We start from the raw sequence: 16,016 nt of genomic DNA, 5'->3' as shown, positions 1-16,016 counted from the left end.
TGGGTTTCCTTTTTTAAAACAAACTAATGTGCATCAATAGGAGGGGCAGATCATGGCAAAGAATCTGGAACATCAATTCAGTATGCTTGTCCGTGAAATCCGAAAAGAATACGTTGGGAATGGACCCAAAGAAATCAGTACCAAGTTCATTGGTTCCTGGGCTGTCAGTGAAATGAGAGGAAATTTGACCAATGTCGAGAAATTCATGATCACTTCGGCACAAGGGGAAGATATGGTCCATGAAACAAGGACAAGATTTGTAAAGGAAATCTATAAAAAGCCGGAAGTGCTTTTGAAATTCGAAAACCTGATGGATGCCAGAGTGATCAGGCTGTTTTCCGATATCAATATTAAAGAAGACATTGCGATGACTGTATTTGTATTTGACCGGCCGATTGAGGGGAAACAGCTGTAAGAGAAAAATCAGGTCATGCCGCCTTCGGATAGATGATAAACAGGAAGCCGCTTCTCTGGGGATTCACTGGATACAAGGTATTAAAATTAAGTTTATACAGAGGTTTTTGGATGAAAATAAAAAGAAGATGCAAAGCTTAGAGGCTTTCCTATTGTTGAGCAGACATTGGGGAAGCCTCTTTTTATTATGCTGTTTTGGGTTATATCGGGGTCTTGGCTGCATTATTTTTTGAAAATGTGATTGATTATTATATCGACAGCTGATATATTTATATCAACAGCTGATATAACGTTTGCCGATAGGTGGTGTCATGATGGACGATCAATCTCCTTTGACAGAAGGTGTTTATTATATTCTTCTATCCCTGTATGAGCCAAGACATGGATATGGAATAATGCAATTTGTTTCAGATCTTAGCAATGGCCGTGTGGAACTCGGGCCGGGAACGATTTATGGCGCGATTAAAACATTGGTGAAGCGCAAGTGGATCGTTTCTGTAGAGGAAGATGGACGGAAAAAGGAATATGTGATTACAGATGCCGGGAAAAAGATGGTTGAATCTGAAATGAACCGGCTTAATGAACTGCATCAAAATGGGTTACTCATTGTGAAGGGAGAGAACTGACTGTGAAGAAAGCAAGATACCGCTTTTATTTGGATGCTGAAAAAGAAGAAAAGTGGATCAATGAGATGGCTCAAGGTGGCTGGAACCTTAAGAGCTTCACGCTGGGCTGGTTCACCTTTACAAAGGGAGAGCCGGGTGCATTTATCTACCGCAATGAATTTATCACAGGATTATCCGGGGATGAAAAGGAAGAGTACTTTGAAATCCTTAAGGACAGCGGTGTCACAATTGTTCATGAATTTGGCGGCTGGGTATATATGCAAAAGGCAGCAGCTGAAGGGCCATTTGAAATCTATACAGATACATCATCGAAGATCGACTATTACAAACGCATGCTGAATATGTTTCTTTTGCTCTTCTTTATCAATGCATGGATGGGGATTATGAATGTCAGCGTTTTTGGCGACAAAGCAATGACAGAAATCATAACTTCAGCTGCTGGCATTTTGAATATAGCAGCTGCTTTGCTTATAGCTGTCCCGATTATAAAAATCATCAGGCAGATAAGGGATAAAAAGGGGAAACAGCAGTTTTTTGAATAAAGCAGCACCATGAGAGGACATCCAAAAGCCGGTTAAGGGCCAGAGGGAATGCCTCTTTTTTTGAAATTTTATGATAGAGCTGTAATTTAGGATATTCTTATCTCTTTCTTAAAAAAATCTTTAATTCTCCCGGATACAATCGACCCGTAAGCAAAAGTTTGCTTGCGAAAAACGATAGGAGCGGAGAGGATGTTGAAAATGGGCAGAAACAAAGCAGGCACGAAGGTTTTCAGGGGCATGGGAAAAAGGATTATGGCTGGTGCCGTCATTTTAGTGATCGGTACTTCAACGACTGTGGCTGCGTCTCAGGAAAAAGGTTATTTCAGCGATTTTTTTGGATATGCAGCAAATAGCTTTGGAGCAGATGCAGATAACCAGGCGGTTGTGAAATCCGGGGTAAAAATGAGAGTAGAAGAAAGTATGAGCGGCGGAAAAAGTTCGCTCATCATTGTATCTTTTGAAAAAGAAGATGGAACCGGATTCCCTGAGGGAGCTGCCATTTCAAATCTGGAGCTGGATGTACGCCATGGAGCAAGCTTTATGGTTGAACAGAAATTGACAGAAGACCGCAAGAAGATGATTGCCATGTTTGATGTAGATACATCAAGCAGCCTGGAAGGCAAAATCGTACGGATTAAAGCTGATGATATTGTGAGTGGCGATACAGGAAAGATCCTCGCTGAGGGCCCTTTTAAAACTAAGTTTACAGCACATGACCGCTCGGATAAAATTGATGTTGATTTAACCCTCAAGCAGCAAAACGAAGAAGTTGAGCTGAAAACACTGTACGTTTCGGCTATTGGACTGGGGATTGAAGGCAGCAGGATAGATGGCCAGTCAGAATACTTACCAGCAATCAGCCCTAACGTTAAGGTAATGACAAATGACGGTAAAACCATTGAATTAAATGCAGGCTCAACAAGTACAACCAGCATGGGATTCAAATGGCAATATAGCCTGGATTCAGAAGGAAACCGGGTATTTTTAGATAAGTCTTCAATTACAAGCATCCTCATCAATGATCAAACGATTATGATAAATTAAGCAGGAATAGCTGCAGGCGGGGATCATCCTATCACTCGCCTGTTTTTGTTTTATTTTAAAGAATAATTGTGCAGAATTCGGCCTGATAATGGGGGTGGATGGTAAAATGGAGCTATGCAGAATCATATCTGGGAAGGAAGTGCGAAAGATGGATTTCGAAACAGTCATGCAGGAGCTTGAAGCCCTTGGCAAGGAACGGACAAAGAAAATATACCTATCCAATGGCGCCCATGAGCCTCTTTTTGGCGTCGCAACTGGTGCCATGAAGCCGATGGCGAAGAAAATAAAGATCGATCAAGTTTTAGCTGAGCAGCTCTATGCGACAGGCAATTATGATGCCATGTATTTTGCCGGCATCATTGCAGATCCGAATGGTATGTCGGAGGCTGATTATGACCGCTGGATCGAATCTGCGTACTTTTATATGATCTCAGACTATGTAGTGGCAGTCACTTTGTCAGAGTCAGATATCGCTCAGGAGGTTGCAGACAAATGGATTGCCAGCGGTGACGAGCTGAAGATGTCGGCAGGCTGGAGCTGCTACTGCTGGCTGCTCGGGAACCGGAAGGACCATGAATTTGAGGAAGAGAAGATCTCCGGTATGCTTGATCTTGCGAAAAAGTCTATCCATAACGCGCCGGAAAGAACGAAATCTTCTATGAGCAACTTCATATACACTGTCGGGCTTTCCTATTTGCCGAAGCATGAAAAGGCGCTCGGGACCGCACAGGAAGTTGGTGTGGTAGAGATGAAGCGGGAAAATAAAAAGAACAGTCTGCTGAATCCATACGAAAATCTGCAGAAAGAAGTAGATAGAGGCCGGCTTGGTTTTAAGAGGAGATATGTCAGGTGTTAGGCTATTGCTAAATCCTGCCCAAACCCGCAGAATGTACCTAACAGACTTCTACTAACACAAACTGGATGTGATCGATTGTTAACTGGCATAATCCCGGCTATTCGGAATATGAAGGATTTTGAGCATGTATTGAAGAGGGATCATGAGCATATCATTCTTCTGGAGACGCGCCTGTCGCAGATTGAAAGTGTGGTCAGGTATGCGAAGCAGAGCGGGAAAAAGGTGTTTGTGCATGCCGATCTCGTTCAAGGGCTGAAGGTGGACGAGTATGGGATTGAATATCTGATCAATAATGTGAAGGTGGATGGCATTGTATCTACAAGAGTCAATGTGATTTCCTTGGCGAAAAAGCATCATGTGATTGCGATTCAAAGGCTGTTTGCCCTGGACAGCCATGTGCTGGAGCATAATGTCAGGATCAGCCGGAAGGTCAAACCGGATTATATTGAGGTTCTGCCGGGCATCATCCCGGGCATCATGGAAGAAATCCACGAGAAAACAGATATTCCGCTGATTGCAGGGGGACTCATCCGTACTGAAGAGGATATTCAAAGCGCATTGAATAATGGCGCTTCTGCTGTCACGACCTCGAATCGGGATTTATGGTGACAGGGCCTGTTCCATATTTTAAAATAGAACACTCTTCAGAAAATTGTCGATTTATGTTGACAACGTTTTCATTTGAATTTACACTATGGATAAGTTAATAGCCCGTGACGAGATGAGGAGACACATTAAATGCCTTGAATTCAGGATTTCAGGGGTATTTAATGTGTCTTTTTTGTCTTCTGATCTGGTTATTTAGGCAATATATCTTGAATAACAATAGGTTAAAAGGGGGATATGAGATGAATAGAGTAAAGAAGCCGGTCGTCTTGTTAGTAATTTCTTTGCTGTTAATTCTAGCTGGAAGCTTTGGGGCTTCCCGGTTTAATAGTTCGAGCGGGGATGTGGATGTCTCACGCATTTATTTTGATACACCAAGAGGGGAGCTTTCAGGCCTCTTGTATAAGCCGGATGGCGCTGACCAGGAAGCAAGACCAACGATCGTGGCCACACACGGCTACCTGAACTCTGCAGAAATGCAGGATGCCCAGGCCATCGAAATGTCAAAGAGAGGATATGTTGTGCTCGCCTTGGACCAGTATGACCATGGCCACTCAACAGGAACGATGGAAAAGCCTGTTCCGTTCTTCTCCTTCTGGCCGCATGCGATTTATGATGCTGTCCAGTATATGTATGACCAGGATTATGTTCTGAAAGATGAAAACGGCAATGGGATCATTGCGGTTTCCGGCCATAGTATGGGCGGTTTCTCTTCTACCCATGCTGTTATGCTCGATGAAGCAGATTTCCAGGAAAGCGGCGTCAGGAAGATCTACAGCTCCCTGACAATGGGATCTGACTATCAATGGCTGAAGTCTCTCGGCTATAGTATTGAAGATATCAACAACTCATACGGGCCAAGGCCTTCCGGAAAAATCGCCGGACAATATGATGAATTCTTCTTTGATGCAGAAGCATCTGCTGCGGGAACACCTGTTGTGAAGAAAAACTATGCTGGCACCGAAGAAGGCCAAAGCTTCCTGGGCAATCCGGAGAAAGCTGAAGCCGGCAAGGTGTATGAAGTGAATGGCGGAGAAAGAATCATTTATCAGCCAAATGAGACACACCCTTGGAATCATTTCTCCAAAACGTCTACAGGAGATGCCATCGATTTTTACGATATGGCATTTGCAGACTATAATGGTTCATTAACAGTGGATAGTGATGGGCAGACATGGATGTTTAAAGAGTGGTTCTCTTTTGTTGCCCTGATCGGTTTCTTCCTGCTGTTTGTACCAGTTGTGTCATTATTATCGAGGCTGCCTTTCCTTAACAGCATTTACACAGGAAGGCCTGAGCCGCTTCCTGCTCCAAAGACAAACGGCGCGAAGCTGGCAGGCTTGATCTTGATTGTTGTTGGCGGGCTCTTCCCTGCCTTGTTCTTCTCCGCACTATATGGAGGAGATGTCTACGGAATGAGATTACTGAGGCAGATCAGCATGATCTTCATTGCCCTGTCTGCCATTGTCCTGATTTCTTCTTTTGTGAAAAAGTCAGAACGCAGCATCAAAACTGTTTCGTCTATCATGCTCGTTTTAAGTGTGATTCAATATATCTATCTGAGGGTGCAGGATAAAATGCTTGCCACAACAGAGCTTTTTGGCGCCCCGACTGTGAATCCAGTTCTTTATTGGGCGATCAATGTGGCAATCATCACACTAATGATGATGGTCGGTTACCATTATGTTGCGAAAAAGCCTGAAGGTGCTACGATTAAGAACTATGGCGTGAAAGCAAGCGTTAAGTCGGTCATTGCATCACTTGTAACTGCTGTTGCAGCCGTTGCGATCGGCTATGGAGTCCTTTATCTGATGGATGCTCTGTTCCAGGTCGACTTCCGCATCTGGACGGTCGCTGTGAAAACATTTGAAGGCCAGCATCTTGTGGCATTGCTGAAATATGCACCATTATTCCTGATCTATTACTTTATTGTCGGACTGTCTGTCAATATGAATACAGCGACTGTGAAGTATGATGGATTCAAGGGCTATCTGATTTCTGTCTTCCACTTCGTAGGAGGCCTTGTGCTTTACCTTGGCTATCATTATGGCCTATTGTTTACGACTGGAACTGCCGGCTATCCTGGAGAATCGCTTTCTTCCATCATCGTGATCGGCCTTGTGCCATCACTTCTCGTAGCGGCGCTGTTTAACCGCTACTTCTATAGAAAAACAGGAAACGTCTATGTGGGTGCATTCATCAATACTTTGCTGATGACACTGATCACACTGGCAAACACAGCGCTTTACACGATCTTTTAATAGTCTGCAAAACGCATAGAGAGCAAGGGGGCCAGTTCGGCCTCCAGCTCTTTTTTATCTAGTGAGGGGAGGAAGATTTATGGGAAAATATATCTTGGCACTTGATCAGGGCACAACCAGCTCCCGTGCTATCCTGTTCAATAAAAGCGGGGAAATCGTAGAAACCGCCCAGCAGGAATTTGAGCAGTTTTTTCCGAAGCCGGGCTGGGTTGAGCATGATGCCAGTGAAATCTGGACTTCGATTCTTGCCTGTATGGCATCTGTTCTGCGGAAGGCTGATGTGGAACCGGAAGAAATAGCAGGCATAGGCATCACGAATCAGCGTGAAACCGCGGTTGTGTGGGATAAAAACACCGGCAAGCCCGTTTACCATGCCATCGTCTGGCAGTCACGCCAAACCGAAGCTATTTGCCGCGATTTGCGGGAAAAAGGATATAATGACCTGTTCAACAGCAAAACCGGCCTTCTGCTGGATCCTTATTTTTCAGGCACGAAGGTGAAATGGATCCTTGATAATGTGGAAGGTGCAAGAGAGAAGGCAGAAAACGGCGATCTGCTGTTTGGCACCATTGATACCTGGCTGGTGTATAAGCTTTCCGGCGGGAAGGTCCATGTGACCGATTACTCCAATGCCTCCCGGACCTTGATGTACAATATATATGATTTGAAGTGGGATGATGAGCTTCTTGAACTTCTAACAGTGCCAAAAAGCATGCTTCCTGAAGTCCGTCCATCTTCTGAAGTCTACGCCCATACGGTGGATTATCACTTCTTCGGCCATAATGTCCCGATTGCGGGCATTGCCGGCGACCAGCAGGCAGCTCTTTTCGGCCAGGCATGCTTTGAAGAAGGGATGGCGAAGAACACTTACGGAACCGGCTGCTTTATGCTGATGAATACCGGTGAAGAACCTGTCAAATCGAGCCATGGGCTGCTTACGACGCTTGCCTGGGGTGTGGACGGGAAGGTTGAATATGCACTTGAAGGCAGCATCTTTGTAGCAGGTTCGGCCATTCAATGGCTGCGCGATGGCATGAGGATGATCGACAATGCTTCAGCAAGTGAGCAGTATGCACTGAGAGTTGATTCTACAGATGGCGTCTATGTGGTCCCTGCCTTTGTCGGGCTGGGTACGCCGTATTGGGACAGCGATGCCCGCGGAGCGGTTTTCGGCCTTACCCGGGGGACAACAAAAGAGCATTTTATCCGGGCGACCCTTGAATCGCTTGCTTACCAGACAAGAGATGTGCTGGACAGCATGGCGGCAGATTCCGGTATAGAGGTGAAATCTCTGCGCGTAGACGGCGGCGTGGTCAAAAACAACTTCCTGATGCAATTCCAGAGCGATATTCTCGGTGTCCCAGTTGACCGTCCGGTTGTCAATGAAACGACTGCACTGGGCGCCGCTTTCCTCGCCGGCCTGGCTGTCGGCTACTGGTCAAAAAAAGAGGAAATCACACAGCAATGGAAAAAAGATCTCACATTTACGGCTGATATGGCAGAAGAGAAGCGGGAAGAGCTTTATAAAGGCTGGAAAAAAGCTGTGAATGCAACACGTGAATACAAATGAGGATGAATTCCATAAAGTGGAATAGACCGGGTAAAAATCTTTCAATGCCAACGGTATCATGATATACTAATTACAAGTTAATATATTTGGATGGAGAACTCGAGAGACCGCATCGCTCTATTTTTCGGCAACGAAAAGCAGGGCTGATTTGTGGTCTCTTTTTTTGTTTTTCGGGTATGGACATATAGGATGCAAGAAAAACAAGGCAGCTCCTCATAGCTGGAGCCGGGATGATACATGAATATGATGATCGCGAAGGGACTGATCTTATGAAATTCACCAACACATTAAGACATGATATAAAAGGAAAAATCCAGAAGGGGCCATTGGACCTTCTTGTCATCGGCGGCGGGATTACAGGCGCCGGAATCGCGCTGGACGCTGCCCTGAGAGGGATGAAGGTGGCTGTTGTTGAGATGCAGGACTTTGCTGCCGGTACATCCAGCAGAAGCACAAAGCTTGTCCACGGCGGACTGCGCTACCTGAAGCAATTTGAAGTCGGAGTCGTCGCGGAAGTCGGCAAAGAGCGGGCCATCGTTTATGAAAACGGGCCGCATGTCACTACGCCGGAATGGATGCTGCTTCCGTTCTACAAAGGAGGCACATTCGGCCCCTTCACGACGAATATCGGCCTGAGGGTTTATGACTTCCTGGCCGGTGTCAAAAAGGACGAAAGAAGAAAAATGATGAAGCCGGAAGAAGCCCTGAAGCGGGAGCCTTTGTTAAAGCGCGAGGGGATGAACGGCGCCGGCTATTATGTTGAATACAAAACCGATGATGCCCGCCTGACCCTTGAAGTGATGAAAAAGGCTGTTGAAAAAGGGGCGCTTGCACTCAATTATATAAAAGTCACTGATCTTGTCTATGAAAACAGCATGATTGCAGGTGTGAAAGCGGAAGACCTGACCGATGGAACGGTGCAGGAAATACGGGCGAAGAAAATCGTCAATGCGGCAGGCCCCTGGGTCGACACACTGCGGGAAATCGACCACAGCAAAAAAGGCAAATCGCTGCAGCTGACAAAGGGGATCCACCTTGTGTTCGACGGCAAAAGATTCCCGCTGAAGCAGGCTGTTTATTTTGATACACCTGACGGACGCATGGTCTTTGCCATCCCGCGTGAAGGCAAGACTTATGTCGGCACGACCGATACGGTCTACAAAGGGAATATCGCCCACCCAAGAATGACGGTGGCAGACAGGGATTATGTATTGGGTGCGATCGACTTTATGTTCCCTGATGTGAAGATTACGGCTGAAGATGTGGAATCCAGCTGGTCCGGATTAAGGCCGCTGATTCATGAAGACGGAAAATCGCCTTCCGAAATCTCCCGCAAGGACGAAATCTTTGTGTCGCATTCCGGATTCATTTCCATCGCCGGCGGCAAACTGACAGGCTACCGGAAAATGGCGGAAAGCATCGTTGACTTGGTGTCAAAGCAGCTGGGCGATGAAGAAGGAACAGATTATCCTAAAACTGCAACCATGCACCTGCCTATATCCGGCGGAGATGTGGGCGGTTCTGAAGGCTTTAAAACATTCATGAAAAACAAAACGGAAGAAGGAAAAGAGCTGGGCTTGACCGAAGAAGCAGCGAAGAAGCTTGTCCAGCGCTATGGCTCTAACGTGGACATCGTATTTGATATCTATAAAAACGGCAAAGAAAAGGCTTTGGCAGAAAATCTTGATCCGGTTGTTTACGCGGGCTTAAGATACAGCATTGACTATGAAATGGCCTACAAGCCAGTCGACTTCTTCATCAGAAGGACAGGAGCCCTTTTCTTTGATATCGGGTGGGTCCGGGAACATAAGGACGCTGTCATCATGTTCATGAAAAAAGAATTCAGCTGGTCAGAGGAGCAGGCAGAAGCATACACAGAAGAGCTGGATGTGCTGATTTATGAAGCTTCACATCCGATTGAAAAGGAAGATTTTTAAATAGATATCCAAAAAGGGTCTGGTCCCGCTTGATCTAAAGCTGGGGCCAGACCCTTATGTTTTATCCGCAAAATCAGTTATAGGCAAATTCCCTTTTTACATGATGGCGCCCTATAGGCACTACAGAGGGGCATCCTGCAACAGGGTCTTCTACAACCGTACAGTGAAGACCGAAAATATCCTCAATCAATCTGCTTGTAATCACTTCTGACGGTGTTCCCTCTGCCACAAGCTTCCCTTTATCAAGAGCAAAAATATGATCTGCATAGCGGGCAGACAGATTGATATCATGAAGGACCATGACAATCGTCGTTCCGTGCTTGCGGTTAAGGTCTGTCAGCAGGTCGAGGATTTCGACCTGGTAGGTGATATCCAAATAGGTTGTCGGCTCATCAAGGAACAGTATGTCAGTCTGCTGTGCCAGCGCCATGGCAATCCACACCCGCTGTCTTTGGCCGCCTGAAAGTTCATCGATATGCCGGTCGGCAAACTCAGTGATTTTCATCAGTTCCATTGCTTCAGCTACCGCTTCATAGTCTTTTTTCGTCCAGCCTTTCAGAAAAGACTGGTGCGGAAATCTTCCCCGTCCAACCAGGTCTGCAACTGTTATCCCTTCAGGTACGATTGGAGTTTGAGGAAGAAGCCCGAGGACGCGGGCCAGCTGTTTTGGCGGAATTTTATGAATAGGCTTCCCCCCGAGGGTGACCTGTCCGGAATCAGGTTTGATCAGCCTTGCCATTGTTTTGAGCAGGGTGGATTTGCCGCAGCCGTTGGCACCGATGATGATGCTTATTTTGCTGCTCGGAATGCTGATGCTAATATCATGAAGGATGGCTTTCTGATCATATCCGGCAGTGACTCCTTCAGCCCGAAAATCATGTGTCGGTTTCATTATAAATCACCCTTTCGATTCATTCGGATCAACAAGTAGATCAGGTATGGAGCGCCGATGATGCCTGTGATCACACCTACAGGATATCTGGCAGCGAAAGCGAACTGTCCGATAAGATCTCCTGCCAGTACTAAAATGATGCCGACAAGGCCTGCAGGGACGATGCTTGAGAATCCAACCCCAACCAGCCTCTTGGCGATGGGACCTGAAAGGAACGCGATGAATGCGATCGGTCCTGTGGCCGCGGTGGCTAATGCAATGATAAGCACTGAACTGATGATGAGCATCAACCGAGTTCTATTGGTATCCACCCCAAGTGAGGTGGCTGCCTGTTCCCCAAGCTCCAGCATATCCAGCCGTTTACCGAGCACAATGATGATGGGAGCAAAGATCAGGACCGCAATCATGAGAGGATTAAGCTCCTCTATTTTCGCACCGTTCAGGCTGCCGGTCAGCCATCTCATGGCAGCAGGGAGGTCATTCTGCTGGCCGATAAGCAGTAAGTAGGACACAGCAGCATCAAGCATGGCCTGGATGCCGATTCCGATCAGTATTAATCTGCCGGTTGAGAAAGAAGAACTTTTTGATAATAGAAAAATAACAGCCACTGCAGAAAGCCCGCCGATAATGGATGCGATGGAAACAAAGGTATCGCTCGCATGAAGGACGGTGATGCAGAAAACAGCAGCGGCGCTTGAACCGGCTGTTATGCCAATCACATTCGGATTTGCCAGGGGATTGCGGAGCATCGTCTGAAACACATGCCCGGCAGCGCCAAAAGCAAACCCGGCAAAAACACCTGCAAGCATTCTCGGGAATCGTATGGTGCCCACTGCAAATGATGCGCCTTTTACTTTCTCGCCCATCAGGACGCTTATGACATCAGAAACAGGATAAATGGTGTTTCCGAGCATAAGCATGGTTCCGCACAGAGCGAAAGTGATCATGGCAAGAAGCGAAGTGACAATGATAAACCGGCGTCGTCTCTTTAGTCTGCCCTGCATAATAAGATTCATGGATTCATTCATCATAAAGCACGCATTTTCGCTTTCATAGTTATTAAAATCAATATTGGAGCCCCGATAAATGCTGTAACAACACCGACTTCAAGCTCTCCGGGACTTCCCAGCACCCGGCCGCACACATCCGATAAGGTTAAGATGGCGGCGCCTGAGAGAGCAGACATCGGGATGACAAAACGCAGATCCGGGCCGATGACGAGCCGGACGAGATGTGTGGACAATAGGCCGATAAAGCCGATGGGGCCTGCCAGTGCCGTCGCCGCACCGCATAGCAGGACACCGCCAAAGGCAGCGGAAAGCCTCAGGGTCCCTGTCCGCACTCCCAGTCCCTTGGCTGCTTCATCGCCTAATGCCAGTGCATTCAATGCCGGAGCTGTAAAGACGGCGATCAGCAGCCCGATTATAAGAAAGGGGATGAAAATGGAGACAGAGTTCCAATTGCCTGCCCCGACACTGCCCACCTGCCAGAATCTGAATTGATCCATCACGTTTGTGCGGGGGATCATAACCGCCATTACAAGAGATGATAATGCAGCACTTGTGGCAGCACCCGCTAAAACGAGTTTAAGGGGCGTGGCACCGCCACTCCCCATTGAACCAATTCCGAATACAAAAATGGCAGTTATGAATGCCCCCGCCAATGCAAGCCAGATATACTGGCTTGCACTGCCTATATCCAAAAAGGAAATCCCGCAGACGACGAATAATGCTGCCCCTGTGTTGACTCCCAATATGCTCGGATCTGCAATAGGATTGCGGGTGACCGACTGCATGAGGGCTCCGGAAACGCCTAAAGCGGCTCCGCACATAAAGCTGAATACAGTCCTGGCAATCCTTTGGCGCACCACATTCGCCCCATGGCTCTCTGCTTCCGGATGGAACAGCCCATCCATCAGGTCATTCCATCCAACGATGCGGGAACCGAAAGCAAGTGAAGCCAATATGCATAAGCCGAGCAGAACAATTGTAAGGATAAGCACCTTAATGAAATGTCTCGGCAGATGCAGCTGCTTATTTTCTGAAACGGAAGTATGATTCATGTTACTGGACTTTGCCTGCAGCTTCTGAGAGTAATGTCAGGTACTCGTCAATGGAATATTCAATTGAGAGAGGGCTCGGCGTTCCTGCTGCTGCAAGCGGAGTGTTATCTCCGATAATGACGACAGAGCCTCTTTCTACTGCAGGAATTTTTCCAAGGATAGGATCCGCCTGCAGGGCTGCAAGTGTTTCATCATTTCCATATGAAACGATAATTTCAGCATCGTTCAGCATATCTGCATTTTCAGCACTTACTTCTATATAGAAGCTGTTTGGATCAGTCATTTGGCTTGTGAGGCTTTCAGGATATTCCATCTCCAGCTCAGAAAGGAATGCACCGCGCGGATCTGCTGGAGAGTAGATATAGAACTTGGACAAATCGGAAGCGTCCAGGCTTACGAACGCAGCCGTCTTCCCTTTGATTTCCGGATGTTCACTGACTTTATCTGCAATCAGTTTCTCTGTATCGGCAATAAGCTTCTTGCCTTCTTCTTCCATGCCGATGCCCATTGAATTGTAGGTTACCTGCTCGCGCCATGAAGCCACCCAAGGGCTGGTCTGATAAGCAACAACTGGAGCGATTTCGCTTAGTGTATCATATTCTTCCTGAGTGATGCCTGAGTATGCTGCAAGAATCACATCAGGGCTGACATCAGCAATGGCTTCGAAATCGAGCCCGTCAGTATCCTGGAAAATAACCGGGGTTTCTGCATCCAGTTCTTTCAGTGCATCTGCAGTCCAGGGCAGCATCCCGCTGTCATCCTGAACACCATAGTTTGCGGCAGAAAAGCCCACAGGCACAACGCCAAGAGCAAGGGCGACGTCATGGTTCGACCATGCAATCGTAGCAACGCGTTCAGGTTTTTCTTCTATAGTAGTTTCGCCAAAGGCATGTTTGATCACGATCGGATATTCAGCAGAAGCTTCATCAGCCCCTGCATCGTCCGTAACGGACTCTTTCGCGGGTTCAGATCCTTCATTTGATTCACCTGAACAGCCAGCCAATGCAAAAGTAAGCAAAGCGATCAGGAATGTTGTAAAAATAGAAAATCTTCGTTTGGCATTCATCTTGTTTATCCTTCCTTCTCTGAACGTAATTGATAATAATTATCACTATCATTAATGTATATGGTAAGGAAGTCGATGTCAATAGAATATTTAGAATTCAGAAAACTGGGAGAAAAATGTATACCAGGGAACAGTTCATTCTGAATCCTATGTTCCTGCGGTCACTTTAAGCCATTCTTCCAAGAGAATCATGCACCCATATTATGCACAGTCTAGCTTCGTGTTATTATGCAGGAAATGCAGGAAGCAAAATCGGCGGTTGGTGCCGGACTTATATCTTCTAATGAAATGGATGAAGTTTTTGCCGATAGTATGAGAGAGGACAAAATATTAGAAATCAGCAGATTTTCATTTTTTTGATGATCATTTTTTTGATGATCATTTTTTTATAGAGAAATTGGAAAGGGTGGCAGGCAAGCTTATTAAAGGAAGAGTGCCTTCTACTTGAAGCTGACAGAAGAGGGTAAATTGTTATGAAAAAGTGGATTGCAGTGATGATGCTATTCCTGGTTTTTTTGGCTATCGGAATGTTCATCCATGAAGCGGGGACAGTAACTTCCTTGAATAAAGCACTCTATGTTTCGCCGAGTGGCAGCGACAAAAATGCAGGAAGCAAACATAAGCCTTTTAAAACCATACAAAAGGCAGCAGAATCAGCAAGGCCGGGAACTGTCGTCTATGTAAGAAAAGGTATCTATAAGGAACAGGTTGTTATCAAGGAATCCGGAACGAAAAACGCTCCAATTATTTTTAAGTCATATAATAAAGAGAAGGCAGTATTGGACGGAACAAGCCTTAAGGCCAATTGGGACCATCAGGGGCTTATATCCATTCATAATAAAAGCTACATTACAATTGACGGATTTGAAGTCAGGAATTACAAGACAACGGAAGAAGATCCCGTGCCGATTGGCATCTCTGTGAGCGGCAGCGGAAAAGGAATCCGCATCCTGCGGAATCATGTCCACCACATAGAAACGGCACATGAGAACGGGAATGCCCATGGGATTGCTGTATACGGAACAAAGACGCCGCAAGCAATTGAAGATATAGAGATTTCTGAGAACCTGGTAGAAGATTTAAAGCTTGGCTGGAGTGAAGCGGTTGTATTAAACGGGAATGTGAGCCATTTTAAAGTGACCCGAAATATTGTCAGACAGAGCGATAACATAGGAATTGATATAATTGGATTTGAAGGGACATCTCCCCAGCAATCTTATGACCAGGCAAGGAATGGAACGATCAGCGATAACACTGTCTATCAAATATCAAGCTATGGAAACCCTGCATACGGGAAACATTATACAGCTGGCGGCATTTATGTAGATGGAGGTAAAGATATTACAATTGAGCAAAACCGAGTCTACCACAATGACATCGGCATCGAAGCAGCCAGTGAACATAAAGGGAAGTCGACAAGCGGCATAACGATCAGAAAAAATACAATATATGAAAATAGAAGTGCCGGTATTGCCATAGGCGGTTATGACCAGGAAAGAGGCAGTACGGTTAAATCCATCATTACCGATAATGTGCTATATAAGAATGACACAAAAATTCAAGATGGCGGGCAATTGCTCATCCAATACAATGCAAAAAACAATACAATCCAAAATAATATAATGGTCGCGGGCGAATCAAGACTCTTGATCAGCAGCCCTTTCAGGAAAAATGAAAGCAATAGCATAAACAATAATATGTATTATTTAACCGATGGGAAGAAGAAAACACGGTGGATCTGGGAGGAAGCAGAAATCACAGGATTCAGTGATTATCGAAAGAAAAGCCGGCAAGACAGAAAAAGCGTGTTTCAGAAACCGGAATTTATAAATGAAGGAAAGAAGGACTTCCGACTGGCAAAATAGGAACCTGCAGCACTGCAGGTTTTTTATTATGCTTCTAAAGCAGAGATGCGCAGCACCTATGCAATCACCAATCATCTGTGCACCCGGCAAGAATGGCTGCGGACACCCTGGCGTTATGTTCCCCAGCATCCTGGACGAAGGAAACAGCAGCAAAGGTCCATGAAATCATGGCGCAAGAACGGGCAAGGAAGGAAGCCAGGGAAGAAGGACAAGCAAGATGGAGAAGAAGGATCCTGTAAGCCAGGACCCGTGGTTAGGGTGTGGCGCGTATATAT

General features: G+C 46.2%; 15 protein-coding genes. 11 read left to right on the top strand and 4 right to left on the bottom strand.

The window, feature by feature from the left end:
- Window positions 1-52 precede the first annotated feature (52 nt).
- The 9 genes from AC4E8B_RS24880 (at window position 53) to AC4E8B_RS24840 (ending at window position 9,856) form a co-directional block, all read left to right on the top strand.
- Complete coding sequence (locus AC4E8B_RS24880) at window positions 53-415, top strand: Na-translocating system protein MpsC family protein (protein WP_490216222.1); 363 nt, start codon at window positions 53-55, stop codon at window positions 413-415.
- A 310-nt stretch (window positions 416-725) separates the two neighbouring features.
- A complete protein-coding gene (locus tag AC4E8B_RS24875) occupies window positions 726-1,040 on the top strand; it encodes a PadR family transcriptional regulator (RefSeq protein ID WP_490216221.1) in 315 nt (104 codons plus the stop codon).
- A gap of 2 nt (window positions 1,041-1,042) precedes the next feature.
- Complete coding sequence (locus AC4E8B_RS24870; RefSeq protein WP_490216220.1) at window positions 1,043-1,582, top strand: DUF2812 domain-containing protein; 540 nt, start codon at window positions 1,043-1,045, stop codon at window positions 1,580-1,582.
- Window positions 1,583-1,780: 198 nt separating this feature from the next.
- Window positions 1,781-2,626: a hypothetical protein gene (locus tag AC4E8B_RS24865; RefSeq protein ID WP_490216219.1), complete on the top strand. Its 846-nt coding sequence runs from the start codon at window positions 1,781-1,783 to the stop codon at window positions 2,624-2,626.
- 148 nt (window positions 2,627-2,774) lie between these two features.
- The gene (locus AC4E8B_RS24860; RefSeq protein WP_490216218.1) at window positions 2,775-3,482 is read left to right on the top strand and encodes a DNA alkylation repair protein; all 708 of its coding nucleotides are present in this window, start codon (window positions 2,775-2,777) and stop codon (window positions 3,480-3,482) included.
- 75 nt (window positions 3,483-3,557) lie between these two features.
- Window positions 3,558-4,091 (top strand): glycerol-3-phosphate responsive antiterminator, encoded by a 534-nt coding sequence (locus AC4E8B_RS24855; protein ID WP_490216217.1) that lies wholly within the window; start codon window positions 3,558-3,560, stop codon window positions 4,089-4,091.
- A gap of 239 nt (window positions 4,092-4,330) precedes the next feature.
- Window positions 4,331-6,349 (top strand): alpha/beta fold hydrolase, encoded by a 2,019-nt coding sequence (locus AC4E8B_RS24850; RefSeq protein WP_490216216.1) that lies wholly within the window; start codon window positions 4,331-4,333, stop codon window positions 6,347-6,349.
- Window positions 6,350-6,428: 79 nt separating this feature from the next.
- Window positions 6,429-7,919 carry a glycerol kinase GlpK gene (gene glpK / locus AC4E8B_RS24845; protein WP_490216215.1) on the top strand — a complete coding sequence of 497 codons (1,491 nt, stop codon included), beginning with the start codon at window positions 6,429-6,431 and terminating at the stop codon, window positions 7,917-7,919.
- Window positions 7,920-8,188: 269 nt separating this feature from the next.
- On the top strand, window positions 8,189-9,856 hold the full coding sequence (locus AC4E8B_RS24840) for a glycerol-3-phosphate dehydrogenase/oxidase (RefSeq protein ID WP_490219889.1): 1,668 nt from the start codon (window positions 8,189-8,191) through the stop codon (window positions 9,854-9,856).
- Window positions 9,857-9,929: 73 nt separating this feature from the next.
- Here AC4E8B_RS24840 and AC4E8B_RS24835 read toward each other — a convergent pair whose 3' ends face one another.
- From AC4E8B_RS24835 to AC4E8B_RS24820, 4 genes are read right to left on the bottom strand one after another with little or no spacing between them, the layout of a single operon-like run.
- Window positions 9,930-10,748 carry an ABC transporter ATP-binding protein gene (locus tag AC4E8B_RS24835; protein WP_490216214.1) on the bottom strand — a complete coding sequence of 273 codons (819 nt, stop codon included), beginning with the start codon at window positions 10,746-10,748 and terminating at the stop codon, window positions 9,930-9,932.
- Window positions 10,748-11,779 (bottom strand): FecCD family ABC transporter permease, encoded by a 1,032-nt coding sequence (locus AC4E8B_RS24830; RefSeq protein ID WP_490216213.1) that lies wholly within the window; start codon window positions 11,777-11,779, stop codon window positions 10,748-10,750. The genes AC4E8B_RS24835 and AC4E8B_RS24830 overlap by 1 nt, the downstream gene beginning before the upstream one ends.
- Entirely contained in the window at window positions 11,776-12,810 is a 1,035-nt protein-coding gene (locus AC4E8B_RS24825; RefSeq protein WP_490216212.1) for a FecCD family ABC transporter permease, read from the bottom strand. The genes AC4E8B_RS24830 and AC4E8B_RS24825 overlap by 4 nt, the downstream gene beginning before the upstream one ends.
- 1 nt (window position 12,811) lies before the next feature.
- Window positions 12,812-13,876, bottom strand: a complete 1,065-nt coding sequence (locus tag AC4E8B_RS24820; RefSeq protein ID WP_490216211.1) for an iron-siderophore ABC transporter substrate-binding protein — start codon at window positions 13,874-13,876, stop codon at window positions 12,812-12,814.
- A gap of 473 nt (window positions 13,877-14,349) precedes the next feature.
- On the opposite strand from AC4E8B_RS24820, the gene AC4E8B_RS24815 reads away from it, so the two are divergent.
- Both AC4E8B_RS24815 and AC4E8B_RS24810 read left to right on the top strand, forming a co-directional pair.
- Entirely contained in the window at window positions 14,350-15,741 is a 1,392-nt protein-coding gene (locus AC4E8B_RS24815) for a right-handed parallel beta-helix repeat-containing protein (protein WP_490216210.1), read from the top strand.
- Window positions 15,742-15,818: 77 nt separating this feature from the next.
- The gene (locus AC4E8B_RS24810) at window positions 15,819-15,980 is read left to right on the top strand and encodes a hypothetical protein (RefSeq protein ID WP_490216209.1); all 162 of its coding nucleotides are present in this window, start codon (window positions 15,819-15,821) and stop codon (window positions 15,978-15,980) included.
- The last annotated feature ends 36 nt before the right edge of the window (window positions 15,981-16,016 follow it).

It is taken from the genome of Bacillus sp. SRL543, assembly GCF_984799205.1.
The sequence above is the reverse complement of the archived record's forward strand: the minus strand, read 5'-3'. Positions and strand labels throughout refer to the sequence as shown.

What these genes read in the sequence shown, in the direction of transcription:
- AC4E8B_RS24880 (WP_490216222.1), top strand. Translation starts at nt 53, where the DNA reads ATGGCAAAGAATCTGGAACATCAATTCAGTATGCTTGTCCGTGAAATC.
- AC4E8B_RS24875 (WP_490216221.1), top strand. Translation starts at nt 726, where the DNA reads ATGATGGACGATCAATCTCCTTTGACAGAAGGTGTTTATTATATTCTT.
- AC4E8B_RS24865 (WP_490216219.1), top strand. Translation starts at nt 1,781, where the DNA reads ATGGGCAGAAACAAAGCAGGCACGAAGGTTTTCAGGGGCATGGGAAAA.
- AC4E8B_RS24860 (WP_490216218.1), top strand. Translation starts at nt 2,775, where the DNA reads ATGGATTTCGAAACAGTCATGCAGGAGCTTGAAGCCCTTGGCAAGGAA.
- AC4E8B_RS24850 (WP_490216216.1), top strand. Translation starts at nt 4,331, where the DNA reads ATGAATAGAGTAAAGAAGCCGGTCGTCTTGTTAGTAATTTCTTTGCTG.
- glpK (WP_490216215.1), top strand. Translation starts at nt 6,429, where the DNA reads ATGGGAAAATATATCTTGGCACTTGATCAGGGCACAACCAGCTCCCGT.
- AC4E8B_RS24840 (WP_490219889.1), top strand. Translation starts at nt 8,189, where the DNA reads ATGAAATTCACCAACACATTAAGACATGATATAAAAGGAAAAATCCAG.
- AC4E8B_RS24835 (WP_490216214.1), bottom strand. Translation starts at nt 10,748, where the DNA reads ATGAAACCGACACATGATTTTCGGGCTGAAGGAGTCACTGCCGGATAT.
- AC4E8B_RS24830 (WP_490216213.1), bottom strand. Translation starts at nt 11,779, where the DNA reads ATGATGAATGAATCCATGAATCTTATTATGCAGGGCAGACTAAAGAGA.
- AC4E8B_RS24825 (WP_490216212.1), bottom strand. Translation starts at nt 12,810, where the DNA reads ATGAATCATACTTCCGTTTCAGAAAATAAGCAGCTGCATCTGCCGAGA.
- AC4E8B_RS24820 (WP_490216211.1), bottom strand. Translation starts at nt 13,876, where the DNA reads ATGAATGCCAAACGAAGATTTTCTATTTTTACAACATTCCTGATCGCT.
- AC4E8B_RS24815 (WP_490216210.1), top strand. Translation starts at nt 14,350, where the DNA reads ATGAAAAAGTGGATTGCAGTGATGATGCTATTCCTGGTTTTTTTGGCT.